General features: G+C 40.6%; 15 protein-coding genes and 1 pseudogene. 9 read left to right on the forward strand and 7 right to left on the reverse strand.

The genetic code is table 11. From position 1 onward, the window contains the following. Together Q0541_RS16550 and Q0541_RS16555 are read left to right on the forward strand one after the other, a co-directional pair. A partial coding sequence (locus Q0541_RS16550) for a tetratricopeptide repeat protein (RefSeq protein WP_298912096.1) occupies positions 1–150 on the forward strand: 150 nt, incomplete at its 5' end. Between the two features lie 6 nt (positions 151–156). Beyond that, positions 157–402, forward strand: coding sequence for a hypothetical protein (locus Q0541_RS16555; RefSeq protein WP_298912041.1), 246 nt, complete (start codon positions 157–159; stop codon positions 400–402). Here Q0541_RS16555 and Q0541_RS16560 read toward each other — a convergent pair. Continuing rightward, positions 399–1,775 carry an AAA-like domain-containing protein gene (locus tag Q0541_RS16560; protein ID WP_298912044.1) on the reverse strand — a complete coding sequence of 459 codons (1,377 nt, stop codon included), beginning with the start codon at positions 1,773–1,775 and terminating at the stop codon, positions 399–401. The genes Q0541_RS16555 and Q0541_RS16560 overlap by 4 nt on opposite strands. A gap of 576 nt (positions 1,776–2,351) precedes the next feature. Between Q0541_RS16560 and Q0541_RS16565 the strand changes: the two genes are divergently transcribed. The 5 genes from Q0541_RS16565 to Q0541_RS16585 all read left to right on the forward strand — a co-directional run bounded on the left by Q0541_RS16565 (position 2,352) and on the right by Q0541_RS16585 (position 8,324). Next, complete coding sequence (locus tag Q0541_RS16565) at positions 2,352–3,902, forward strand: PAS domain-containing sensor histidine kinase (protein ID WP_298912046.1); 1,551 nt, start codon at positions 2,352–2,354, stop codon at positions 3,900–3,902. A 542-nt stretch (positions 3,903–4,444) separates the two neighbouring features. Beyond that, the gene (locus tag Q0541_RS16570; protein WP_298912048.1) at positions 4,445–5,044 is read left to right on the forward strand and encodes a cytochrome b/b6 domain-containing protein; all 600 of its coding nucleotides are present in this window, start codon (positions 4,445–4,447) and stop codon (positions 5,042–5,044) included. A gap of 70 nt (positions 5,045–5,114) precedes the next feature. Next, positions 5,115–6,548, forward strand: a complete 1,434-nt coding sequence (locus Q0541_RS16575; protein WP_298912051.1) for a bifunctional orotidine-5'-phosphate decarboxylase/orotate phosphoribosyltransferase — start codon at positions 5,115–5,117, stop codon at positions 6,546–6,548. Between the two features lie 118 nt (positions 6,549–6,666). Then, positions 6,667–7,767, forward strand: coding sequence for an AI-2E family transporter (locus Q0541_RS16580; RefSeq protein WP_298912054.1), 1,101 nt, complete (start codon positions 6,667–6,669; stop codon positions 7,765–7,767). Positions 7,768–8,087: 320 nt separating this feature from the next. Then, a complete protein-coding gene (locus Q0541_RS16585) occupies positions 8,088–8,324 on the forward strand; it encodes a hypothetical protein (protein WP_298912057.1) in 237 nt (78 codons plus the stop codon). A 250-nt stretch (positions 8,325–8,574) separates the two neighbouring features. On the opposite strand, the gene Q0541_RS16590 is transcribed toward Q0541_RS16585, so the two are convergent. Beyond that, positions 8,575–11,028: an ATP-dependent Clp protease ATP-binding subunit gene (locus Q0541_RS16590; protein ID WP_298912060.1), complete on the reverse strand. Its 2,454-nt coding sequence runs from the start codon at positions 11,026–11,028 to the stop codon at positions 8,575–8,577. A 339-nt stretch (positions 11,029–11,367) separates the two neighbouring features. Between Q0541_RS16590 and Q0541_RS16595 the strand changes: the two genes are divergently transcribed. Beyond that, positions 11,368–11,664 carry a DUF3288 family protein gene (locus Q0541_RS16595; protein ID WP_298912100.1) on the forward strand — a complete coding sequence of 99 codons (297 nt, stop codon included), beginning with the start codon at positions 11,368–11,370 and terminating at the stop codon, positions 11,662–11,664. 164 nt (positions 11,665–11,828) lie between these two features. On the opposite strand, the gene Q0541_RS16600 is transcribed toward Q0541_RS16595, so the two are convergent. The 5 genes and pseudogenes from Q0541_RS16600 to Q0541_RS16620 form a co-directional block, all read right to left on the reverse strand. Beyond that, positions 11,829–13,265, reverse strand: coding sequence for an ATP-binding protein (locus Q0541_RS16600; protein ID WP_298912062.1), 1,437 nt, complete (start codon positions 13,263–13,265; stop codon positions 11,829–11,831). A 34-nt stretch (positions 13,266–13,299) separates the two neighbouring features. Then, positions 13,300–18,615, reverse strand: coding sequence for an AAA family ATPase (locus Q0541_RS16605; RefSeq protein ID WP_298912065.1), 5,316 nt, complete (start codon positions 18,613–18,615; stop codon positions 13,300–13,302). Positions 18,616–18,865: 250 nt separating this feature from the next. Next, positions 18,866–19,954: a chorismate synthase gene (aroC, locus tag Q0541_RS16610; RefSeq protein ID WP_273764169.1), complete on the reverse strand. Its 1,089-nt coding sequence runs from the start codon at positions 19,952–19,954 to the stop codon at positions 18,866–18,868. A 224-nt stretch (positions 19,955–20,178) separates the two neighbouring features. After that, a pseudogene (locus Q0541_RS16615) lies at positions 20,179–20,355 on the reverse strand (photosystem II q(b) protein); the annotation flags it as partial. Between the two features lie 88 nt (positions 20,356–20,443). Further along, positions 20,444–20,794, reverse strand: coding sequence for a histidine triad nucleotide-binding protein (locus tag Q0541_RS16620; protein WP_298912072.1), 351 nt, complete (start codon positions 20,792–20,794; stop codon positions 20,444–20,446). Positions 20,795–21,166: 372 nt separating this feature from the next. On the opposite strand from Q0541_RS16620, the gene Q0541_RS16625 reads away from it, so the two are divergent. Further along, positions 21,167–22,705 carry a glycosyltransferase family 39 protein gene (locus Q0541_RS16625; RefSeq protein WP_298912075.1) on the forward strand — a complete coding sequence of 513 codons (1,539 nt, stop codon included), beginning with the start codon at positions 21,167–21,169 and terminating at the stop codon, positions 22,703–22,705. The last annotated feature ends 362 nt before the right edge of the window (positions 22,706–23,067 follow it).

Consider the following 23,067-nt stretch of genomic DNA (forward strand, 5'->3'; position numbering starts at 1 on the left):
TCCCAAGGCAGATACAGCGAAGCCGAACCGCTTTTTATCCAAGCTTTGGATATTTGTGAGCGACGATTAGGGGTGGATCATCCTCATACTATTGATGTCCGTAATGGTTTAGCATATCTACGCGATCGCCCCTCCTCAAATCAAGAATAGACGGTTTTGTGCAAAGCGTACCGTGATAAAACTGAAAAGTGCGATCGCTTTAACTCGGCCTTTCCTGTTCTGAACTCAGAGTTTCGTGTTCCGAACGAGAATGTTCCTGTTGAAAGCTCGACGTTTCGTGTTCTGAGGTGGAATGATGGTGTTGTAAAGGCGATCGCTTTGATAAAATTTCTTGGGGAATGCTGCGCGATCGCTAACCCACAGTTAACATCAGTATCATTTTACTTATATGGGCAACGCTAACCCCACCTAAACTCACAGTTAAAACAGCCGCTGTTAAAATTCTCACTTGTTTTCAGATATTGTCGGAAATATAAACGATATAATTCACACGCAGGAGTACTGCGATCGCCTTCTAAATTAATTAGCCCCATACTCTGTAATTTATATGCCAATGCTGGCTCTAATTTTACAGAATTTGTAGCGTTAATCATTTCATAAAAAGCATCTCCCAAATCTGGCTGATCTCGTAGCGCTAAGACATACTGCCTTAAATACTCGTGATAAATTCCTGTTTCTGTGGGCGCTTGTTGCAATAGCTGTTCTAAATCCCCTTCTAGTCCCCCTTTACCCACAAGGTGATAAAAAGCCAATCGCACTAAATAAGGATATCCTCCTACCATTGCTATCAAACTCTCGGCATCTTTACCATCTGTCCAATCCAAGCCGTGAAGTTGTGCTAAATCCTGCACTTGCTCTTTCGTAAAGGCAGGTAAATTTATTCGCAAACCAATATTAAATGGCGATTGAGTCTGTTTTAAGGAAGCAAGTATTTCAGTTGAGTAAACCAGAACCAGGTGCAGTTTTTGCCAAATTTCTACGCCTTTGGCCCGTTCATGCCAAGTTCGGATCAGTGATAGTAATTCTCCAGCAATTTCCTGATATTCAAACACCCAATCCAGATCATTCAACACCAACACAAGGGGACTTTCCAGCGCCGAGAGTAAATACTGTTGGAAATAGATAGAGCAACTCACTTTGCTACCCATATCTTCATCCCAATAATCATTCAGTTTTGGTTCTAGCTGTAACTCCCGACAGACATCAACACAGAACCAGCGCAAAAATTTATCTAAATTGGCAAATACTGCTTTATCTGCTTGCTGAAAGTTCAAGGTTACGGTGCGAAAACCTTGACTGTTAGCGCGTGCAAGCAACCGCAAAATCAGAGAGCTTTTCCCCATCTTTTTAGGTGCTTTAATGCAAATGACACTCCCAGGTTCAGCCATTTCTGCGTAGGCGAGTTCTTCAATTGGCAAACGAGGGATGTAGAATCGGGAATTAAGGGATACTGGGCCACTAGGAAATTCTAAGGATATAGCCGTAGCTGCTTTGTTGAATTCCTTAACTAACTGCTGATGGGCTTTGCTAAGATGGTGATTTTCTAGAGTCTGGCGGAAGTTGGATTGATTTATAGGTTCTTTGCAAAAATCACTCAGTACTTGCCATAAATAAGCAGCAACTTTCCTGACACGCTCCTCACCGTAGTGAGCTTCACTGGCTATATTGGTATAGGTTTTTCCTTCCCAGGAAGAACGCAATATAATCTCTTGGAGCGTAGTTAAACCCGTTGCTTGACTGGCTTTTAGCAGCAGTACTGCTTCATCTATAGTCATTACTCATCGGCTCTACAGCATGACATTTTCTCACAGGATTATTCTTTGGAACTCAATCTAGCCTACTTTGTGTGGGTAGCAGCTAGTTTTTATACCAATTATTTGTAAAACTGCACAAAATCAGGCTTGGTGATACAGGGGGCTTGAGCAAATTGTTCTATCCAACCTCACAGGTAATCGGTATTACCAAAAAAGCTACAAACCAGGCTTGACAATTTTTCTGTATCCTGAAATATTTGACGTGACTTAATCATAGAATTTTTTTTACAAAATTTTTTGAGTTTTTAAGTGATTATATGTGATTTGAACTACTTTTTTTAGACATATCTTAGAATGTAGATGCACACAATGTAGCTATTTTTTCTAAAAAATGGCCACGGCGATCGCAACAGCGGTTACATTCGTCTGTTTACCTTTTTCTAAATTCCATCCAAATTGATGATATGCGCTGATACATCTCTGACCTAAGTTACAGCCTAATCAACCAAGTAGACGATTTGTCCATAACTGGATCGTCAGGGTGCTAAGACAGCGTAGAGAGAGCTACAGGATATCTTCCTCATCGTACCAGCAGCTATGCATATCGAAGAACCCACTACCCATGAACCGGAAGCTCCACTTTCAGTACAAGATTCCCAGAGTTTCCCAGAATCACAGCCACTGCAAAAAGGACAAAAAGACTTATCTCAAGAAAATTTAGATCCTTGTCAATGCTCACAAGCCGCCTTACAAATGGCATTAATAGCCAATGGCTTGGGATTGTGGGATTGGAATCTGATCACCAATAAAACCTATTATGATCCCCGGTGGAAGCGCATTCTGGGGTATGAAGCAGAGGAAATCACTCACGACCATAAATTCTTTGAGCAACTTGTACATCCACAGGATTTACCAAGAATTCATCAGGTATTGCACGATTATCTCGAAGGATGCACACCCGTATTTGAAGTCGAATTCAGAATGTTGACTAAATCCGGCGAGTGGAAGTGGATTCTGGCTTGTGGGAAAGTATTTCAGTGGGATAAGTTCGGTAAACCAGTGCGGATGGCGGGGACGCACAAGGATATTAGTCAGGATAAGGCGATCGCTACTCAACAATATCAACTATTTGAACAACTCCAAAGAGAAATTGTCCAACGCCAGTCTACCGAAGACCAACTTAGGGAAAAATCACAGCAGCTAGAAACTACCCTCGAAGAACTCAAATATACCCAAAAGCAGTTATTGCAGAACCAGAAAATGGCTAACCTCGGTCAACTGGTGGCGGATATGGCTAACGAAATTAACAACCCCGTTAGCTTCATCTACGGCAATCTCCATCCTGCGAGTCAATATGCTGAAGACTTAATCAGAGTCATTGAACTTTACCAACATTACTATCCCACACCGACCCCAGTCATCGCCTTACATTTGCAACGCCTCGACCTTGGTTTTGTGAAGACAGACTTTTTGAAATTGCTGTGGTCAATGCGAGCCGGATCTGAGCGCGTCAAAGAAATTGTTTTCGCCTTGCGGAATTTTTCAACTTGTGACGAAGGTCAAATAAAAAAGGTTGACCTGCATGAAGGACTTGATAGTGTTCTGAGGATTTTGCAACATCGTCTGAAAGAACAGCCTGATAGACCAAGGATTGAAGTCATTAAAAACTTTGGGGAATTGCCCTTAATCGAGTGTTACCCTGGTGATCTAAATCAGGTATTTATGAACATCTTGACTAACGCCATTGATGCCTTAGAAGAAAGGATAAAACATGATTATTCCTTTACTCCCACTCTTTTTATTCATACAGAAATTATTAGTAGTCATTTATCATTAGTAAATAGTAATGAACTTTGGTTAAATGACAAACGAGTAGGAAAAAAACACAAAGTTATCATTCGCATTTCTGATAATGGTAAAGGCATACTTCCCCATATCCAAAGACAGATATTTGAACCATTTTTCACAACCAAACCAATTGGTCAAGGGAAGGGACTAGGACTATCAATTAGTCGAGAAATTATAGTTGAAAAACATCAAGGTAAACTTAAGTGTAATTCTCAATTAGGTCAAGGCACAGAGTTGGTCATTGAGATGAATACCACAGCAAGACACTATGCCGCTATTAGAAAACACGCCAGTTTTTAACTAATTAACCTTGGGCACAAGGTATTAATTTTTGCAAGCCGATGCATTAACAAGGCGGCTGTCGTATTCACAATACAAGTCAATGCATTAACAATACCTGAGTTTGATAAATTTGGTCTTCTCTTTTTCACACTTAAATTACAGCACAAGCCATCAGTATACTTTTTACCATAATCACCGCATAGGCATAGCCCGCCATAGGCATCGCACTAATTATCAGTGTATACTGCTGCAATGGTTGATCCGATGAAAAACGCTTCAGCCATTGATGAGCGTAGATAATGACTAAGTTTCCTTCATATCAGTCTAATTAGTTGATCACCGTTAGGGATACACTGGATAAAATATCTTTTTTTCAGACATTTTCTTAGAAAAACCCTAACCATATCTAAAACTGACATTTAAAACAGAAGATGGTAGACCATCAATGTCAGAATACTGAATCATAGGATGGGAAAATAAAAGTGAGTAATGCCCACCCCCAAACTAGCTGGGCCATTCACTCAAGACAGATAAACACCAAATTTTATCAGTCAAAATCTATGACTTCGACTGTTTCTTCTCAAACTCGAAAGCCACCCACTCAAGCAATAGGAGCCAAAATTTTCCACTCCTGTAACATCATTAGTCTGTTTATCATGCTCACCAGTGGACTACAAATTTACAACGCCAACCCTGTTTTTGGTGGACGTGCAGGTTTGCACATTCCTCCGATATTTACTTTAGGAGGTTGGCTTGCAGGAGGTAGACACTGGCATTTTGCAGCAATGTGGCTATTCTCCGTGAATCTCCTATGGTATGGAATTTACGTTTTAATTACCCGACGCTGGCGACATCGGTTTGTAGGTGCCAATGACTTCAAAGCATTACAAAAAAGTAAAAATTCCCAGCGCCTAATTTATGCTTGGCATCGTATTGCCTATACAGCAATTATTCCTATCTTGCTACTGGCATTATTTACAGGAATAGGAATGTATAAACCTGCTCAATTTCCCTGGATTGTGGATCTGTTTGGCAGTTGGCAAGCATTGCGAATTGTCCACTTTAGCTCAGTACCGATGGTTGTTCTATTTGGAGTAATTCACTATCTATTAGGACGTAAGGCTGGAGGCACTCAACTAACAGAATCGATGTTTTTGTAAAGGAATTATGGTAAGTGAGATGCAAAGACGCAAAGACTAATAACTAATAACTCTTTTTTAAACAAAAAATATGAACTTTTTTGATAAATTGAATCGTAATATTTTGCAAAATCAAAGCTTACTGTTTGTAGGACTTGATCCAAATCCAGAGATGATGCCTGTGCATTATGAATCTGAAGAACTCATCGCTGGTTTACAGAAGTGGTTACAATTCATTATTGCTGAAACTTCTGATTTCGTTTGTGCCTATAAACCGACACTTGGCTTTTACCAAGCATTAGGTATTCCCGGTTTAGAACTGTTGTACAAAACTTTAGCAGCTATTCCTGCCCATATCCCAGTTATTTTAGATGCCAAACACAGTGACTTAAATACTAGTACCATTTTTGCCCGAACTGTGTTTACAGAATGGCAGGTGGATGCAATTACTCTCAGTCCCTATACAGGACAAGATCATGTAGCACCATTTTTAGTATATCCTGATAAAGCTGTGTTTATTTTATGCTGTACTTCTAATCCAAGTGCAGAAGCTATACAGCAATATCCTACAAACGAATCACCGCTTTATTTACAGGTGGTAAAAGAATCAAAAACCTGGGGAACTCCAGAACAATTGGGTTTGGAAGTGGGAACTACAAATCCTGAAGTTTTAGCATTTATTCGAGCGATCGCGCCGGAACGAATTATTCTGGCGCGTAGCATCTGGGCGGAGGGACTAAATCTGAAGCAAATTTTAGAAGCGGGCTTGAATACTAACGGTGATGGTTTGCTAATTCCTGTTCCTCAAGATATGTTGGCAAAACCAAAATTATCTCAGGAAATCCAGTCTTTACGCGGAGAAATTAATCAAATAAAAGCTGAAATTATTTATGAAAATTCTACTTGCTCTGTGTGGTTTCCTGATGTTTGTTTGCTAAATCAGCATCCCCACCAGGATTTGATTTTACAACTTTATGATATTGACTGCATTATGTTTGGCAGCTTTGTCCAAGCATCAGGAGCTATATTTCCTTATTACATTGACTTACGCAAAATTATTTCCAATCCCCAAGTTTTCAATCAAGTTATCACTGCCTATGAAGATATTTTGAAGAACTTGAATTTTGATAGGTTAGCAGGTATTCCCTATGGTTCTTTACCTACTGCTACTGGTTTATCTTTGCGTCTTAATTGTCCGATGATTTTCCCCCGTAAAGAGGTGAAGGCCCACGGAACTCGGAGAGTAATTGAGGGTAACTTTCATCCTGGCGAAACAGTTGTGGTAGTTGATGATATTCTCATTAGCGGTAAAAGTGTCATGGAAGGAGCAGAAAAGTTGGAATCAGCAGGATTAAATGTTAATGATATTGTGGTATTTATCGACCATGAACAAGGGGTGAAAGATAGATTACAGCAAAATGGTTATCGTGGTCATGCGGTTTTAACTATTTCTGAAATTACTAATACTCTGTATCAAGCAGGACGGATAAATGAGGAGCAATTTTTAGCTTTTGCTGAAATTTAGTCCTCAAATAACCGAAAATTGGGAATGGGGAAAGATTTTCTCATCTACTTCCCCTTGAGCATATTTAATTTTCAGCTTCAATCTAGTAACTAGAATAATTTTGATTTTTAAATTGATTATGAATTTTTCACTCAATCAACTAGTTAAATGGTTAATTTTGACACTGCTATTTCCTCTAGTCTTTCTCAATGGTTGGCTAGCATTTTTGCTTGTTAAAAGTTTTCAACCTGTCGTCACAATTCTTGTCTTAGCTACTTTGCTTGCATTCGTTTTAAACTATCCTGTTTCGGTTCTCCAACAGCGGGGAGTTAAACGCGGCTATGCGGTAGCATTAGTTTTTATATTAGCATTGTTAATTGTCGTTGCTCTGGGTATCACTTTGGTTCCCATTGTTTTAGATCAATTTCATGAGATGGTTAAAGTCCTTCCCCAATGGATTGATTCTAGCGAAGAAAAACTTCAGATTGTAAATGATTGGTTTTTTAGGCACAAATTAAATGTGAATTTAAGTCAGTTGTTAACACAAGTAACCAATAAATTGCCCAATGAATTAGAGTTTTTCTCAGATAAACTTTTAAGCATTATTATAGATACTATTGATAGTGTTTCTGAATCATTAATCACAGTAGTCGTGACTTTTTATCTGTTATTAGATGGGCCAAGAATTTGGCAGGTAATATTTAAGAAGTTACCTGGAAATTTTGCCCAGGAGATAAGCCAGTCTATTCAGCAAAACTTCCAAAATTACTTGATTGGTCAGGGAACTTTGGCTTTGCTGATGGGAGTTTCCATAACATTATTGTTTTTAAGTTTTCAAGTCCAGTTTGGTTTACTCTTTGGTTTGGGAGTTGGGGTTTTGAGCTTAATTCCCTTTGGTGATGTCGTCAGTCTTGTTGTAATAATTTTAATAATAGCCACACACGACTTTTGGCTAGCAGTGAAGATTGCTGCGGTAGCTGTTGTCATTGATCAGTTAATTGATCAGGCGATCGCACCACGTCTTTTAGGCAAATTTACTGGCATTAGACCAATATGGGTGTTAATTGCTTTGCTTGTAGGAACCAATTTTGGCGGAGTTTTGGGTTTATTAGTCGCGGTACCTGTAGCTGGTTTTATCAAAGATGTAGCAGATGGTTTTTCTAAATCTGGTGATTCTAAGGATGTAGTTAAGAGTGAATTAGCATCAGAATTGTTGGCAGAGGAATCAATATCGCAATAAGTTTGTGCAGGGATGGGATGTGACACTTCAGAAACAGCTCTTAAATTTAAAGATTTTTTAGCTCAAAATTTACCCCTTGAGCTAAAATTTATCCTAATAATACTAATTTATTTTACAATTGAAAATAAACATGGAAATTATTAAAAATGCTGATTTACCATCCCCTATAAGTTTTTTTATAGAAGTTCCTATCTATAAAAGTTTTAAAATAGACGAATCAAATTGGCAGCAAGTTTTGGAAATAGAAATTTTTACTTCCTAGAGTACTCGAAAAACACGATGTTATTCAAAGACTTTTTGATTCGCGAGTTTTGCATTTAATGCAACGTGGATATGCTGACAAAGATAATCCAGGTGTTCGATACAATATTTACACTCTTGATTATGGCACTTATGTTGATCTGATTAATACTTCTAAACAACCAGATTTGCAATTAAGTCTTGACTTTGGAGAAGAGTACAAGTTAGAAGATGAATACTCTGAAGATCGTGTTGTGCCTTTCGATGATAAAAGAAGTATTAGAAAGGTTATTTTAACAGATAGTATTTTGAAATAATAATTAGTTATAAGTAATGCAATCCAGTTATTATTTTAGCCGTTAACCTATTTTGTGTAGTTAAAGACATTCCTCTGAAGGAGGCAGATAATTGTAGCTACAAAAAAGCCCCTGGTAGAAATACCAGGGGTGAAAGATATAATACCATTTCACTTTATGTTTGTCGGAGATGCCCCTGCTTACGCCTCTACTTAAATAAGAGGCTGAAGTGTTTCTCAAATATTACAGCAAAAAGTGATTAGGTATAAAATTAGCCAACATTTGCCAAGAGCAATTCTCGTTTTTCTGATTTTTGTACTCTCACTTGAGAGTCATCATCAACATCGATAATCGCTGTGTCTCCATCTGTAATTTCACCAGACAGCATTGCTTCGGCGAGAGAATCTTCTAAAAGGCGCATAATTGCCCGACGTAATGGCCTAGCGCCGTAGCTGGGGTTATAGCCTTCTTGTACTACAAGCTCTTTGAAGCGATCGCTAACTTCTAAGATAATTCCCTTTTCTGTCAAGCGCTTAGAAACTTCACGAAGCATAATCTCAGCGATTTGCTTAACTTCATCCCTAGAAAGCTGGGTGAAGACGATAATTTCATCGAGACGGTTAAGGAACTCAGGACGGAAATAAGCTTTCAATTCCTCATTTACCAGGGTGCGGATGCGGTTATAACTAGCATCAGCTTGAGTGTCGAAGTCAAAGCCTAAACCACTACCACCTTTTTCAATCACCTTGGAACCGATGTTGGAAGTCAAAATGATCAGCGTGTTCTTGAAGTCAACTTTCCGACCTTTAGCATCGGTAAGATGACCGTCATCCAAGATTTGCAGCAGCATATTGAATATATCGGGGTGAGCTTTTTCGATTTCGTCGAATAGCAACACTGTGTAAGGTTTCCGCCGCACGGCTTCTGTCAGTTGTCCGCCTTCGTCGTATCCCACATAACCAGGAGGCGAACCAATTAGCTTGGCGACGGTGTGACTTTCCATGTATTCGGACATATCTAGGCGAATCATCGAGTCTTCCGCACCGAAGAAGTAGGCAGCTAGTGCCTTCGCCAATTCTGTTTTACCGACTCCAGTAGGCCCAGAGAAGATAAAGCTAGCAATGGGACGATTGGGATTTTTTAAGCCGACACGGGCGCGACGGATACCGCGAGATACAGCCGAAACTGCTTGTTCTTGACCGATGAGCCGTTGATGCAGAGTGTCTTCTAGGTGCAGCAGCAACTCGGACTCAGATTCAGTAAGCTTGTTGACTGGTACGCCAGTCCAAGAGGCAACGATTTGGGCGATGTCTTCTTCGTCAACGACGGTAGAGTTGACAGGTTGATCGTTTTGTGTAAATGTTGCTTGCAGTTGTTCTGCCAGTTGTAACTCTTGGTCACGCAGGTTTCCAGCTTTGTCAAAATCTTGGACTCTGACTGCTGCTTCTTTAGCTTTGGTAACGCCAGCGAGTTCGCGTTTCAGTTCTTTATTCGGAGAACTCTGAGAGTTCCGCAGACGAACGCGAGAACCAGCTTCATCAATTAAGTCTATTGCCTTATCTGGCAAGAAGCGATCGCTAATATAGCGGTCTGATAATTGTGCTGCTGCTACAAGTGCCGCATCTAAAATTGTGACTTTGTGGTGCTGTTCGTAAGCGCCGCGCAAGCCGTGGAGAATTTGTACGGTTTCCTCTACTGAGGGTTCCCCGACCATAATCGGTTGGAAACGACGCTCTAGGGCGGCATCGCGCTCGATATGCTTACGATACTCATCAAGGGTAGTTGCGCCGATGCACTGGAGTTCACCCCGTGCTAAGGCAGGTTTGAGGATGTTGGCTGCATCCAAACCACCTTCTGTACCACCAGCGCCAACCAAGGTGTGAATTTCGTCAATCACCAAGATGATGTTGCCTACAGTGCGGACTTCTTCCACAACTTTTTTGATGCGTTCTTCAAAATCGCCACGGAAGCGAGTTCCAGCTACCAATGACCCCATATCGAGGCTGATAACTTGCTTGTCCTGTAAGGTTTCGGGAACATCCTGGTTGATAATCCGTTGAGCTAGACCTTCTGCGATCGCAGTTTTACCAACTCCTGGTTCTCCAATCAACACTGGGTTATTCTTAGTGCGGCGACCGAGAATTTGGATCGCCCGCTCAATTTCCTTCTCGCGACCAACTACCGGGTCGAGTTTGCCTTCTTGGGCTAGTTTGGTCAAATTTCTACCAAACTCTTCCATCGTTAGCGGTTGGGTGCGCTTTTGATTACCACCACCAGCGAAAGCCGGTGCATTTTCACCCAAACGGCGAACTATGGCACTGCGGACACTCTTGAAGTCAACCCCTAGATTTTGCAGTACTTTGGCGGCAACACCTTCACCAGCTTCGGTCAATCCTAAGAGTAAGTGTTCAGTATTAATGTAATTCTGTCCCAGACTATGAGCTTCTTTGAACGATTGCTCAAACAGGCTTTTCACCTTGGGGGTAAAAGGAATTTCTGGTGGTACAAAGCCAGAACCCCTACCAATAATTTTTTCTACCTCGCGACGTGCGTCTTTGAGGGTAACGCCTAACTCGGCCAGCACTTTAGCAGCAACCCCAGTTCCTTCTCCCATCAAACCCAGGAGAATTTGTTCAGTTCCTACGAAGTTGTGTCCCAGGCGACGTGCTTCCTCCTGAGCTAACATAATTACTCTAATGGCTTCGGAAGTGAAGTGTTCAAACATAATGGGTTCTTGCTCCCTCGCTGCTTGGATTTTGGGTGAGATCAAATTCACCCTCATCTAAAGTTTTTTGTATTTTCTTAAGGACTAATGTAACTTTATTTAAAGTTAAGTGGCAGTGGTGAGAGCCGTAAGACCTCAGGTGTAGTTGCCGTCTGTAACTAGTTTTGAGTGCTGAGTAGAGTAGTTAGGAAGTGAGTAGTCGTAGATTTAACAATTAAACTTTCTGTGTTTAGTGATTTACCTTTGCCTACTATACTCCTCTGCTCTGGGCTAAACTAAAATTCAGGAGTTTAGCACGGGCTAAACCATAGCTACCGCTAACGACACTTAGGACTCATGATGACTGAAGCAACGGGAGGTAAAGACCAACAACATCCTCTTTATAACCGCGATCGCCCTCTTATTGATATCTTACTCGCTCAACAGGCCACAGACTATAACTTAGCAGAATTAGCTAGACTGCAAATGCGTTATCAAGGGTTTCCAGGGGCGAGAGATATCCAAAAAGACCTAAATAAAGTCTTGCAGCAGTGGGGTTTGACCGAAGCCGAGCTTTTTGAGAAAACTCGCAAAATTCATGATTTGGGGGGAATTTACAAAAGTCGCGGTAAAAAGGACGAGCAAGATTGGAATTAGGGGATTGGGCACTTATACTGAGCGGCGTCGTAAAGCCTGCGGCATAGCTACGCCCTAAGCGCCAGCCTCTCCTTGGCGCAGCCTCTCGTAGAGAAGAGTTGTATTGGGCATTAGTTATTCCCTTGCACGTTTCTCCTAAGTATAGACGCGATTAATCGCGTCTTTTAACTTTCCACTGGAATGGCGATCGCTAATTCTGTGCCTTTGCCTAATTCCGATGTCACTGTAAGTTGTCCACCATGTTTTTCTTCCACAATCTGACGGGAAATCGTTAATCCCAAACCTGTACCTTTCCCTACTCCCTTGGTGGTGAATAAGTAACCAAATAGTTTTTGCTTGACATCTTCGGACATTCCCATGCCATTGTCTTGAATTTGAATCAAGACATGATGCCGATCTTCAGATAGTGTGGTAACAATTGTGATGCGATTGGGATTATCTATGATTTGTTGTAAACTACGCTCCTTATTAGATTCTTCCAAAGCATCAATGGCGTTGGCGATCAAATTCATAAACACTTGGTTGAGTTGTCCAGGGAAACATTCTAATTGAGGTATTTCCCCATAATCTTTGACTATATCAATTGCAGGATAATGCTCATTGGCTTTTAATCGGTGCTTCAGGATGAGTAATGTACTTTCAATGCCTTCATGAATATTAAAAGGAACTTTGTGATCGTTGTCTCCTCTGGAGAAGGTGCGGAGACTGGCACTAATACCACGGATGCGATCGCTACCTTCTTTCAGGGAAGAGATGAGTTTAGGCAAATCTTCTTGGAGATAGTCTAAATCGATTGTGGCGATCGCTTCCTCTATTTCTGCTCCCGGCTCAGGAAAGGTTTGCCGATAAAGGTCGATTAGTGCCAACAAGTCGTGAATATATTCTTGAGCAGGTTTCATATTGCCTGCAATAAAGTTAATCGGGTTATTAATCTCGTGGGCAATAGCTGTAACGAGATTACCCAGTGCCGACATTTTTTCCTTTTGCACGAGACTATATTGTATCTGTTGCAGGTCGTGCAATGCTTGAGCTAATTGTGCTGCTTGTTGTTCTATGGTGATTAAATCGCGGTATGACCTTAAAGCAGCGATCGCACTTGTAATTAACTTTTGGCGAGTCAGTTCTACCTTCAGCTTATAATCATTGATGTCATAGTTCAAAATCACCGATTCCTCTGGCGCATCTCCTGGTTGTCCTGTGCGTAAAATCACCCGCACAATCTGATTTTTCAACTCCTCCCGAATGTATTGAATTACCCTTAACCCAGCATCATTGGTTTCCATAACCACATCTAATAAAATAAATGCGGTATCTGGGTGGACTGCAATCAGCTTTTTGGCTTCTGTTCCCGAAAAAGCAGAGAGGAAAGTTAAAGGTTTGCCTTCAAAGGTAAAACTTCTCAAAGCTAGCTTAGTCGCCTGGTGGACTTCAAAATCATCGTCCACAATCATCATTTTCCACCCTTCAGAAGTCTCTTCTGCCTGAGGCACTACCTCCAACGGAGTTAATTGAGTTTTATTACTTATCGGCTCTTCATCATCTTCAAACACGAATACTTCATCGTCTGTTGGTGAGAGAGATATATGGGGATCGTTAAGCATTGTCAACCAACTTTGTTAAAAAGAACAAGAAAACTTAATAGTTCGTAGACAGAGGTAGTGTCACTATAAATAGGGTTCCCTTTTCTACTGCGCTGTTAACATCAATAGTCCCTTGTAGCTTTTGAGTGACCAAGTTGTAGACAATGTGCAGACCTAAACCACTGCCTCCCTGCTGTCTAGCGGTGGTAAAGAAAGGCTCAAAAATTTTGTTTAAGTTTTCTGGCGGAATGCCGCAACCATCGTCGCTATATTGAATCACAACGCGATTGCCTTGTTGTTTCACCTCAATACGCAACTGCCCTGATTCGTAAGGTTGATAGGCATGATTCAAAGAATTCATGACTAAGTTGGTGAGAATTTGTGCCAAAGCCCCAGGATAGCTGTCAATGGTTACAGTTTCATGGCCTGTTACAGTCAGGGTATGGGAAGCTTGTTTGAGTTTGGGAGTTAAACTGGAGACAATTTCTTCCAAATACTGCTTAACTACAAATGTCCGCTGTTCCAAACTAGTCTGATCCACAGCTACTTGCTTGAAGCTTTGCACCAATTCGCCGGCACGATTGAGGTTGCTAAGAATCAACTCAGTACTTTCTTTGGCGATTTCCAAATAGTTGTTTAAAACTGAACGCTTTAATTGCCCTTGTTCGATAGCTGTAATAAACGAACGTGTTTCGTCAGCCAGGGTAGAAGCGACGGTGATACTAGTGCCGACAGGAGTATTGATTTCATGGGCTACTCCAGCCACAAGACCACCCAAAGCCGCCATTTTCTCAGATTCTACAAGTTGCTTCTGGGTAGTTTTAAGGTCTTCCAGGGTTTGAGACAATTGTTGAGTTCGTTCTGCTACTTTTTGTTCTAAAGTATTGTAGAGGGTAGCATTTTCAATAGAGATAGCAGCCTGGGAGGAAAGCAGATTTAAAACTTCCATCTGCTCTGCGGTAAAGGCTCCAGTTGTAAGATTATTTTCCAAATAGACAATCCCGATCAATTTGCCTTGATTGAGCAGGGGAAAACACAAAATAGATTTGGGTTGCTGTTGATGAATGTAAGAATCACGAGTGAAGTTGCCTTCATTAGCAGCATTGTGTAATACAACACTATCTTTAGTACGAATAACGTAATCAACAATGGCATTAGACACTACTGGTTCACTGAGGGTTTCGATGGCGTAGCCCTTCGTAGACATTGCTTCCCTAACTTTAACTGCATCTGAGTCAATTGTTCCCGATGCTTCAATCTGCCATTCTCCCTGTTGGTTGAGAAATAAATAACCCTTTTCTGCCCCAGCATTTTCGATGACGATTGTCATTAGTTTGGTCAGTAAAGTATCGAGCTTAATTTCTCGCCCCAGAACGTGAGACGCTTTGAGGAAGCTATTTAAGTCTAAAGAATTTGATCGGGTGCTACTGGTGGAGATGGTTTTAGAGATTGGAAATTGAGAGTTTATTTCGGCTTGGGAAAAAAATTGCGGATAGCATTTTTCTAAATGTTCTACTTTTGCTTTAGCTCCCCAGCGAGTGTAGGCATAATAGGCGTTGAGCAGATAGTCTTGAGCAATTCTGTCTTTACCCCATTGGAGATAAAACCTGCCAGCGAGTTCATTAGCAAGGGCTTGTTCGTTGAGATATTCATGAACTGTAGCGTTAGCGATCGCCCGATCATACATCTCAATTGCCTCTGCTTTTTGCCTTAAGACACGATGCCGTTCAGCTTCCACTAAATAAAATTTGTGCAATAAATTCATCGGAGCGTGGTGTGCCCATTTCTGCATTTGAGCTTGATTGACTGTTACTTTCTCTAATAAGCCTGCTTGTGCCAATGGGAGAGTATCAGAATATAAAGCTAAGGCCGTCAGAGAATCGTAGAAATTGAAAAGTGGTACGATTATGGTTCCTACTACTCCATTTAGATACTTTTCTAACTCTTGGGCATTGGCTGCGGCTTGCGGGAAATCTTGGAAAAGATAGCAGAGAACCAGCTTCGAGCAATATAAATGCGCCAGACCGGTGCGATCGCTAGCTTGCTCATGCCAGGGTAGCATTTGCTCCTCCCGATAAGCTGGCCCACTTAAAAGACAAGTATTTTCAGTTGCCCCTAGCAGATTTAAGGTTAATTGCCAATGAATAGCTAGATACTCAAGAGCCATTTTGTTTTGGACTTGACCGAAGGTATGATGGTAGCTAGCAATTTGCCGTTCAACTTCTACCAGGTTTTGTCCACACCCCCAGGAATGGACGCTATCATAAACAGCACAAAGACCGGAAAATTGTATATCTCCTCGGTCTTTACCAATTTGATAGGCTTCTTTTAAGGGCTTGATGGTTTTCTGGACTGGTTCTTGCCAATGGCAGATACTAACATTAAAGACAAAGTTGATATGACATTCGAGATATTGAGCATCGTAAAGCTCTAATAGGCTCAAAGCAAGTTGACCAAATTGATAGCCCAATGGAATCTCTGCCAAGGCTCCACAGAGAATTAAACCGTACATCACGTAACCAATTGTTGATAGTGCCGTATTGCCATGTTGCAGAGATAAATTCACCATCTCTAAAACCAGGAATGGGAGTACCTCATGTCCTCCCCGAAAAGCAGGTGACATGATGCTGCAAATAATTTGCATCGCTGCTAGTTGTTGATCTGACTGCATTTGAGGGAAGTTGATCAGGTGTTCAACTTCCCTTCCTGCCAAATGAACTGCTGTTTGCTCTAGCACTTTGCTCAGTTCTAAGGGACTCAGAGAACAGGGAAAGTTAATTCCCAAAGCTTGTAGCACTTCTAGACCCGTTGTGGTAGCTGCCTGCAACTTGCTCTCAAGTGTAAGGGCTGTGATTTTGATCTCATAAACTTTCACCTTATTTAACAAAGTTTTAGCGTGTTGCAGTACCTCTTCTACCCATTTATTCATTTGTGTAAAGTCACTACACAGAAGTGCTGCTTCTGCTGCTGACTCAAATAACTTTAATGTAAGGTCATAATTTGTTTGCCAAGAGTCTGCTGCTAGTAATTTACTGCCCAGTGAAAAATATCCCATAGCAGCCTCGTAAGCCGTTGCAGCTTTGGCTTTACGTCCAGCTAATAAATTCAACTTGACTAATTCATTCTGTTCATTTTGAGTGTTAATTAACTCTGCACCAATATTTAATTGGTTAACAATTTCAAAAACTTTCTCTTCTTGTTCTGCTGCTGATATATTACTCAACATCAATCGCCCAATTTTAAGATGAGTTTCTTTCTTTTGCGCTTCTGGAATCAGAAAATAAGCCGCTTGTTGCACGCGATCGTGCTGGAATTTACAATTAGCTTTACCAGCTTTTTTATCATCCCTGAAAGTTATCAGATGATATTGATTATTTGCAGGGACAATTAAACCTTCTTTTAGTGCTGGTAATAAATGGTCTAAAACCTGCTTGGCTGATTGCTGAGAAATCACTGCCAAGGTAGATAAATCAAAGTTATTGCCAATACAAGCAGCTAAGTGCAAAACCTTCTGAGTATCCTCTGCCAAATTGACAATTTTACTGGTCATTAACTCCACAACATTATGGGTAATGTCCTTGGCTTGAATTTGCTCTAAATCCCAATACCACTTTTTTTGTGTATAGTCAAAGCTGAGTAATGTTTCTGTATAGAGAGATTTAAAAAATTCAGTAGTAAAGAAGGCATTTCCCTGAGTTTTCTCAAAAACCAAATTAGTTAATGCCTGACTAAATATAGTTGAACAGGACAATGCTTCTGCAATTAAAACATTTACATCTTTTATAGTCAGGTTTTTTAGATGAATCTTGGATATACCTCCTCCCTGCTTCTCAATCTCGTTTAAAGTCATCACCAATGGATGAACTGCATCTACTTCATTATCTCGATAGGCTCCGATGATGAGTAAATATTGAATGTTGCGATCGCTTAAAATAATCTTGAGCAATTTCAGTGAGGCACTATCAGCCCATTGCAAGTCATCAATGAACAAAACTAAGGGATGTTCAACCTGACAAATAGCCTTGATAAAGTTTTGAAAGACTAAATTAAAACGGTTTTGGGCTTCTTGTCCACCTACCTGAGTTACAGGAGGTTGTTTGCCAATCACCAATTTTAAATTGGGAATGACATCAATTAAAACCTGTCCATTATTCCCAACAGCAGCTAATATCTTTTCTCGCCATTGCTGTAAGACATATTCGCTTTCAGTCAATAATTGATTACACAGATCATTGAAAGCTTGAGAAATGGCAAAGTAGGGAATATTTTTTTGGTACTGGTCATATTTACCCGCAATAAAATTACCGCGTTTAGCTGTAATAGGTTTATGAACCTCATTCACTAAAGCTGATTTACCTACTCCAGAATAGCCTGCAACCAACATCAGTTCACTAGTGCCATTACTGACGCGATCAAAAGCCGCCAATAGCGTCTCTAATTCTGCTTCCCGTCCATAAAGTTTTTGGGGAATGATAAATCTATCAGAGACATCCTGGCTACCCAATGGAAAGACATGGATATTCCCATTAGTTTGCAGTTGATGCAAGCATTCTTCTAAATCTGCCTGAATACCAGAAGCAGACTGATAGCGGTCTTCAGCATTCTTTGCCATCAGTTTCATCACAATATCACAGAGGACTTGGGGAATCTCTTCCCTATTAAGAGTCCCCTGTACCCTGTCCCGTAAAAATGGTGGTTGTTTAGCAATATGGCAATGAATCAGCGCTAAGGCATCATCCCCTTGAAACGGCACTTCTCCTGTTAGTAACTTATATAAAGTTCCTCCCAAAGAGTAGAAATCACTGCGATAGTCAATCGCCCGATTCATTCGCCCCGTTTGCTCAGGAGAAATGTATGTAATAGTGCCTTCTAGGACATTGGGATTTTTGAATGATTGGGTTTCTCGTGACAGAACAGTAGAAATACCAAAGTCAATGATTTTCACCTGTCTGGTGTTTGGGTTAAAGACAATATTTGAGGGATTAATATCTTTATGGATGATATTAGCAGAGTGAATTTGTGTAAGGCTTTCGACGATAGAAATAGCCAACTGGAGAAACTGCTCTAACTCTATTTCTCCAGCTAACTGCAATTCAGTTAAAGAACTACCACCAAAGTCTTCCAACACTAAAACTGGTCGTTGTTGGTGAGTTTCCCAGGCGTAAACTTGGACAATTCCTGTGAAATGGAGATTGTGGGTAATGTCATATTCACGCTGATAACAAGCAATGCGTTCTGGTGAGGGATAAGCATCTCGCAGGGTTTTGAGAATTACAGGTTGGTTATCGGCTTCCCGGTAGCCTCGATATATCAGAGAGTTGCTGCTTTCGTAGATTTGGTCAATAATTTGATAGCCGGAAAGCGTGAGCATAGTTTGGGTACTCCTCAAAATTGGGTTAATGCTATCCCAGTTACTTTGTTAGAGTTAGTGTACCCATCAGCAGCGCTATCGTAATCGCAGAAAACGTTTTGGATTAAGTAAGTGGCGCTAATATTTTAAGCTATGTTAATAATTTTAAATGTAGGGTGCGTTATCTCCGAGAGGACGATACCATCAACAGTTCAAGGTGCGTTAGCCTACGGCATAACACACCCTACTTTTATTTAAAATTTTTGTGTACCTACAAAACCTTACACTGCCCATGATGCCGTAACAAATGGTCACACAGCACCAACGCCACCATTGCCTCAACCATTGGAACTGCACGCGGTAATACACAAGGATCATGGCGTCCTTTCGCTGCTAATAGCGTTTCTTCACCCTCACGAGTTACAGTCTTCTGCTCTTTTCTAATTGTTGCTGTCGGCTTAAATGCAACTCGCAAAATGATATTTTCCCCGTTGGAAATTCCCCCTTGAATACCACCAGAACGATTTGTTAGTGTGCGGATTTCACCATTTTGATCAATATAAAATTCGTCGTTATGCTCAATTCCCGTTAGCAGCGTTCCCCCAAAACCGGAACCAATTTCAAAACCTTTGCTAGCAGGGAGAGACATGACACCCTTAGCGATATCAGCTTCTAATTTATCAAATACTGGTTCGCCCAACCCTTTCGGCAGATTTCGTGCCACACATTCTACTACACCGCCGATAGAATCACCTTGTCTACCTATTTGCTCAATTAATTCAATCATGCGATCGCTGCATTCCGAATCGGGACAACGGACGATATTGCTTTCCACTTGTTCTAAGGTGACAGTATTTGGATCAACTACACCTTCCAAGTCTTTGATGCGCTTAACGTAAGCGATAATTTCAACATTGGCGACTTGACGGAGAATTTTTTTAGCGATCGCACCTGCTGCTACTCTTCCAATTGTCTCACGCGCTGATGACCTACCTCCACCTTGCCAATTGCGAATGCCATATTTTGCATCATAAGTTGCATCCGCGTGAGAAGGCCGATACTTCTCGGCCATCTCGTCGTAATCTTGGGGACGAGTATCTTGATTACGTACTAAAATTGCTATAGGCGTTCCTAGTGTTTTGCCTTCAAATACCCCCGATAAAATCTCGCAAGTATCCGCTTCTTTGCGAGGGGTCGTAATTTTACTTTGTCCGGGACGCCTTCTATCTAGTTCTGCTTGAATTTCTTCTGCCGAAATTTCTAGTTGTGGAGGACAACCGTCAATCACAACCCCCACACCGCCGCCGTGAGACTCGCCAAAAGTACTGATGCGAAATAGATGACCAAAAGTGTTGCCCATGATTTTGAGGAAAAAGGTAAGGCTTATGTATTCTACCTAGAGTTCTTGCAAAAGTTTGTTTTTGCTCTTGTATAATTTTTCGCTATTTTTTAGTATTTATCCAACAGCGTCTCTGAGTTCTTATCCAACTCTATATTGGTAAATACCTCATCTGTTGCTAACTTAAATTAAAAGCGCCCTCCCAATCTGGGAGAGCGCTTTTTGATTTAGCTAATCTTTACTATTTAACCGTTGATAGCAGGAGTAGTTAGAGCTACAAGAGCAAAATCACCTGCTGCTAAATTTAAGGGGAACTTGTGAGCGTTGCGCTCGTGCATTACTTCCATACTCAGGTTAGCGCGGTTGATTACATCTGCCCAAGTCGCAATCACTCGACCTTCAGAATCAATGATTGATTGAGATTTGTAAATAAATATTACATAAGTATTGATTATGACAGTGATTTTTTAGTGATGAACCGCGTCTAAAGACGCAATTCATCTGGTTTTATCAACCAGGGGGCCAGCTCAACTGCCGTCCTCCCAAAATATGCACATGTAAGTGATCGACTGTTTGGCCGCCGTCATCACCAGTGTTGATGACAACTCGATAACCATTTTTCAGTCCAGCTTCTTCAGCAACACGTTTGGCGGTTAAGAAAAGATGCCCCAACAGAGCATGATCCTCAGATTGAGCATCAGCTAGTGTCGCAATGGGTTTTTTGGGAATGACGAGGATGTGAACGGGTGCTTGGGGATGGATATCTTTGAATGCCAGGGCCAAATTATCCTCATAAACAATATCAGCGGGAATTTCCCGACGAATGATTTTGCTGAAAATCGTTTCTGTAGCTTCACTCATGCCAATTTACCTACTCATCTGCTAGAGATTTTATATTAGTCCGGCAAATCATTTCTGATTAAAATGTCTTTACGTTTCTCCAAGTTCTGATGCCTGCGACGGGCTACGCCAACGCCGGAAGCTGGCACTCAGACAACTCAGGGCGTCAGTCTAAATGATAAGTCTTTAAGCGGACATGATATTAAAGGTTTGCTGTAGTGACTAGATCATCCACACAACAAAATACTCCTTCCTGTGATAAAGTCTTCTGTAGATAAAATTCGTCCCACCCCACCATAGATATAAGAATTACAATCTCTCACTCAACTATAGGGTGGGATTTTCATGCTGAGAAAGTTGCATATTTCGTGTACGAGTGCTTTGGAAATTGATATGAGACAGTCAAAATACTATTTTTTTGTTTTTATTATTATCATAATTAGCATCTTTCTGCGTTTTTATTTGTTGCAAAATCAAAGTCTTTGGTTTGATGAAGGTTGGAGTCTAGCTTTATCTGATGGTAGAACCTTTCAAGAAAATCTCTCCGGAATTATAAATCGAGAAGCTGGTGACAAATACCAACCACTTTATTATTTGGTCTTGTTCTATTGGCGTTCAGCTTTTGGAGATAGTGAATTTGCCATTCGATCGCTCTCAGCTTTGGTGGGAGTCGGCTCAGTAATTGCCATATTCCTGACTAGCCTACGTGTTTATGGAAAAAAACATGCCTTATGGTCGTCCATGCTCCTTGCTGTTAGTTCTTTCAGCGTGTTTTACAGCCAAGATGCCAGACCTTATGCATTATTAATATTTATAACCACACTTCAGATATATTTTTTTAGTCATTCAATTAAAGGAGATAAGAGTAATAAGATTATTTCACAAGTGCTTTTTGGAATCTTTACTGCCATAGGAACTTTTGGCAGTATTTTGACAATAATCTTTAGTTTATCCCTGAGTTTATCTCATGCTATTGTTTATAAAAACTTCAAAGAATGGATCAAATGGTGGATACCTGCGGTAATTTTTTCTTTTCCAATGATTTGGTTCTACTTGTCTTCACCTGCTGTATCTGATCCGACAGCTACTGTAGTTACTCGGACTGGATTACCCATAGTTCAAAACATTCTTTTTGTAATCTACGGTATATTAGTTGGCACATCCTATGGGCCGCCACTGGAGCAATTACGGGGTGAGGAAAAGATAAAGGTTTTACTTAGTTACTGGCCCCATTTCCTAATTCTTATTATTGTGATTAGTGTAATTTTTATAGCTTTAGTAACAAATTTATTGAAAAAACACAAGATAAAAAAATATCAACAGGCTGATTACTTATTTACATCTCTTTTAGTTACATCATTTTTAATAGCTTTTATCTTTGCTTTGGTGACCAAAATCAATTGGCTACCGCGTCACTCTTTTTATTTATGTATACCAGCTTTTATTCTGATCCCATCAGCGTTTCTACATAACTCTTACCGTCAGAATAAACTTGATATATTGCCTCAGTTTGCCAAGTTAGCTACTGTTTTTTTGGTAATTATGAATGTTTATTCAAATTTTCAATACTATTTAAATCCAGCCTATGCGAAAGACGACTACCGCTCGGCTGTTCACTACCTTTTACAACATCAAGATAAATCAGCCAAATCTGTATTGTTTTTTGGACAGCCTAGATTATTCCAATATTATGGAGATTATTCGACTTTATATGCACCAGAATATATTCTCAGAACAATGAAAGGGAAAAATCTTGCAGAAAAAGTTAGTACAATAACCAAAAATGCAGATTCAGTTTTTGTGATAACTAATCGCGAATTTTATTGGGGATTAAAAGATGTTTTTAAAAGAGAAATGAGTGATTTATATAACTTGGAAGAAGAGGTTGATTGGCCTTATATGAAAATATATCGATTTACAAGGAAGAAATAGAAGAAAGCACCATAGTATATGCCTTGTAAACATACAGCCTCATCAGCTCGACTTGATCCATTTTTGTGAATGGCGCGATCGCTGTGGTAAGTGGGATGTGGCGAAAGCATAGGTCAGCCCCTTCCCTACGGGACGCTCTTGCGTTTGGGGAAGTCAAAAGTCAAAAGTCACTCATTCAAACATTTTGAACCCCATAAATAAATTTAGGGGCTTGTACCTTTTTGTTTCTGGTCAATGAAGAGACAGGGAGAGGCAAAGCAGGGGCCGAATACAGTAATGCCTGTGTCCCACACCTCAAATGCTTGGGTGGGGATTAATGCCGATGTTTCGCTTCGCTACTCGTCTTGGTATTTTAAAAGTAT

It is taken from the genome of uncultured Nostoc sp., assembly GCF_937863485.1.
GTDB lineage: Bacteria > Cyanobacteriota > Cyanobacteriia > Cyanobacteriales > Nostocaceae > Nostoc.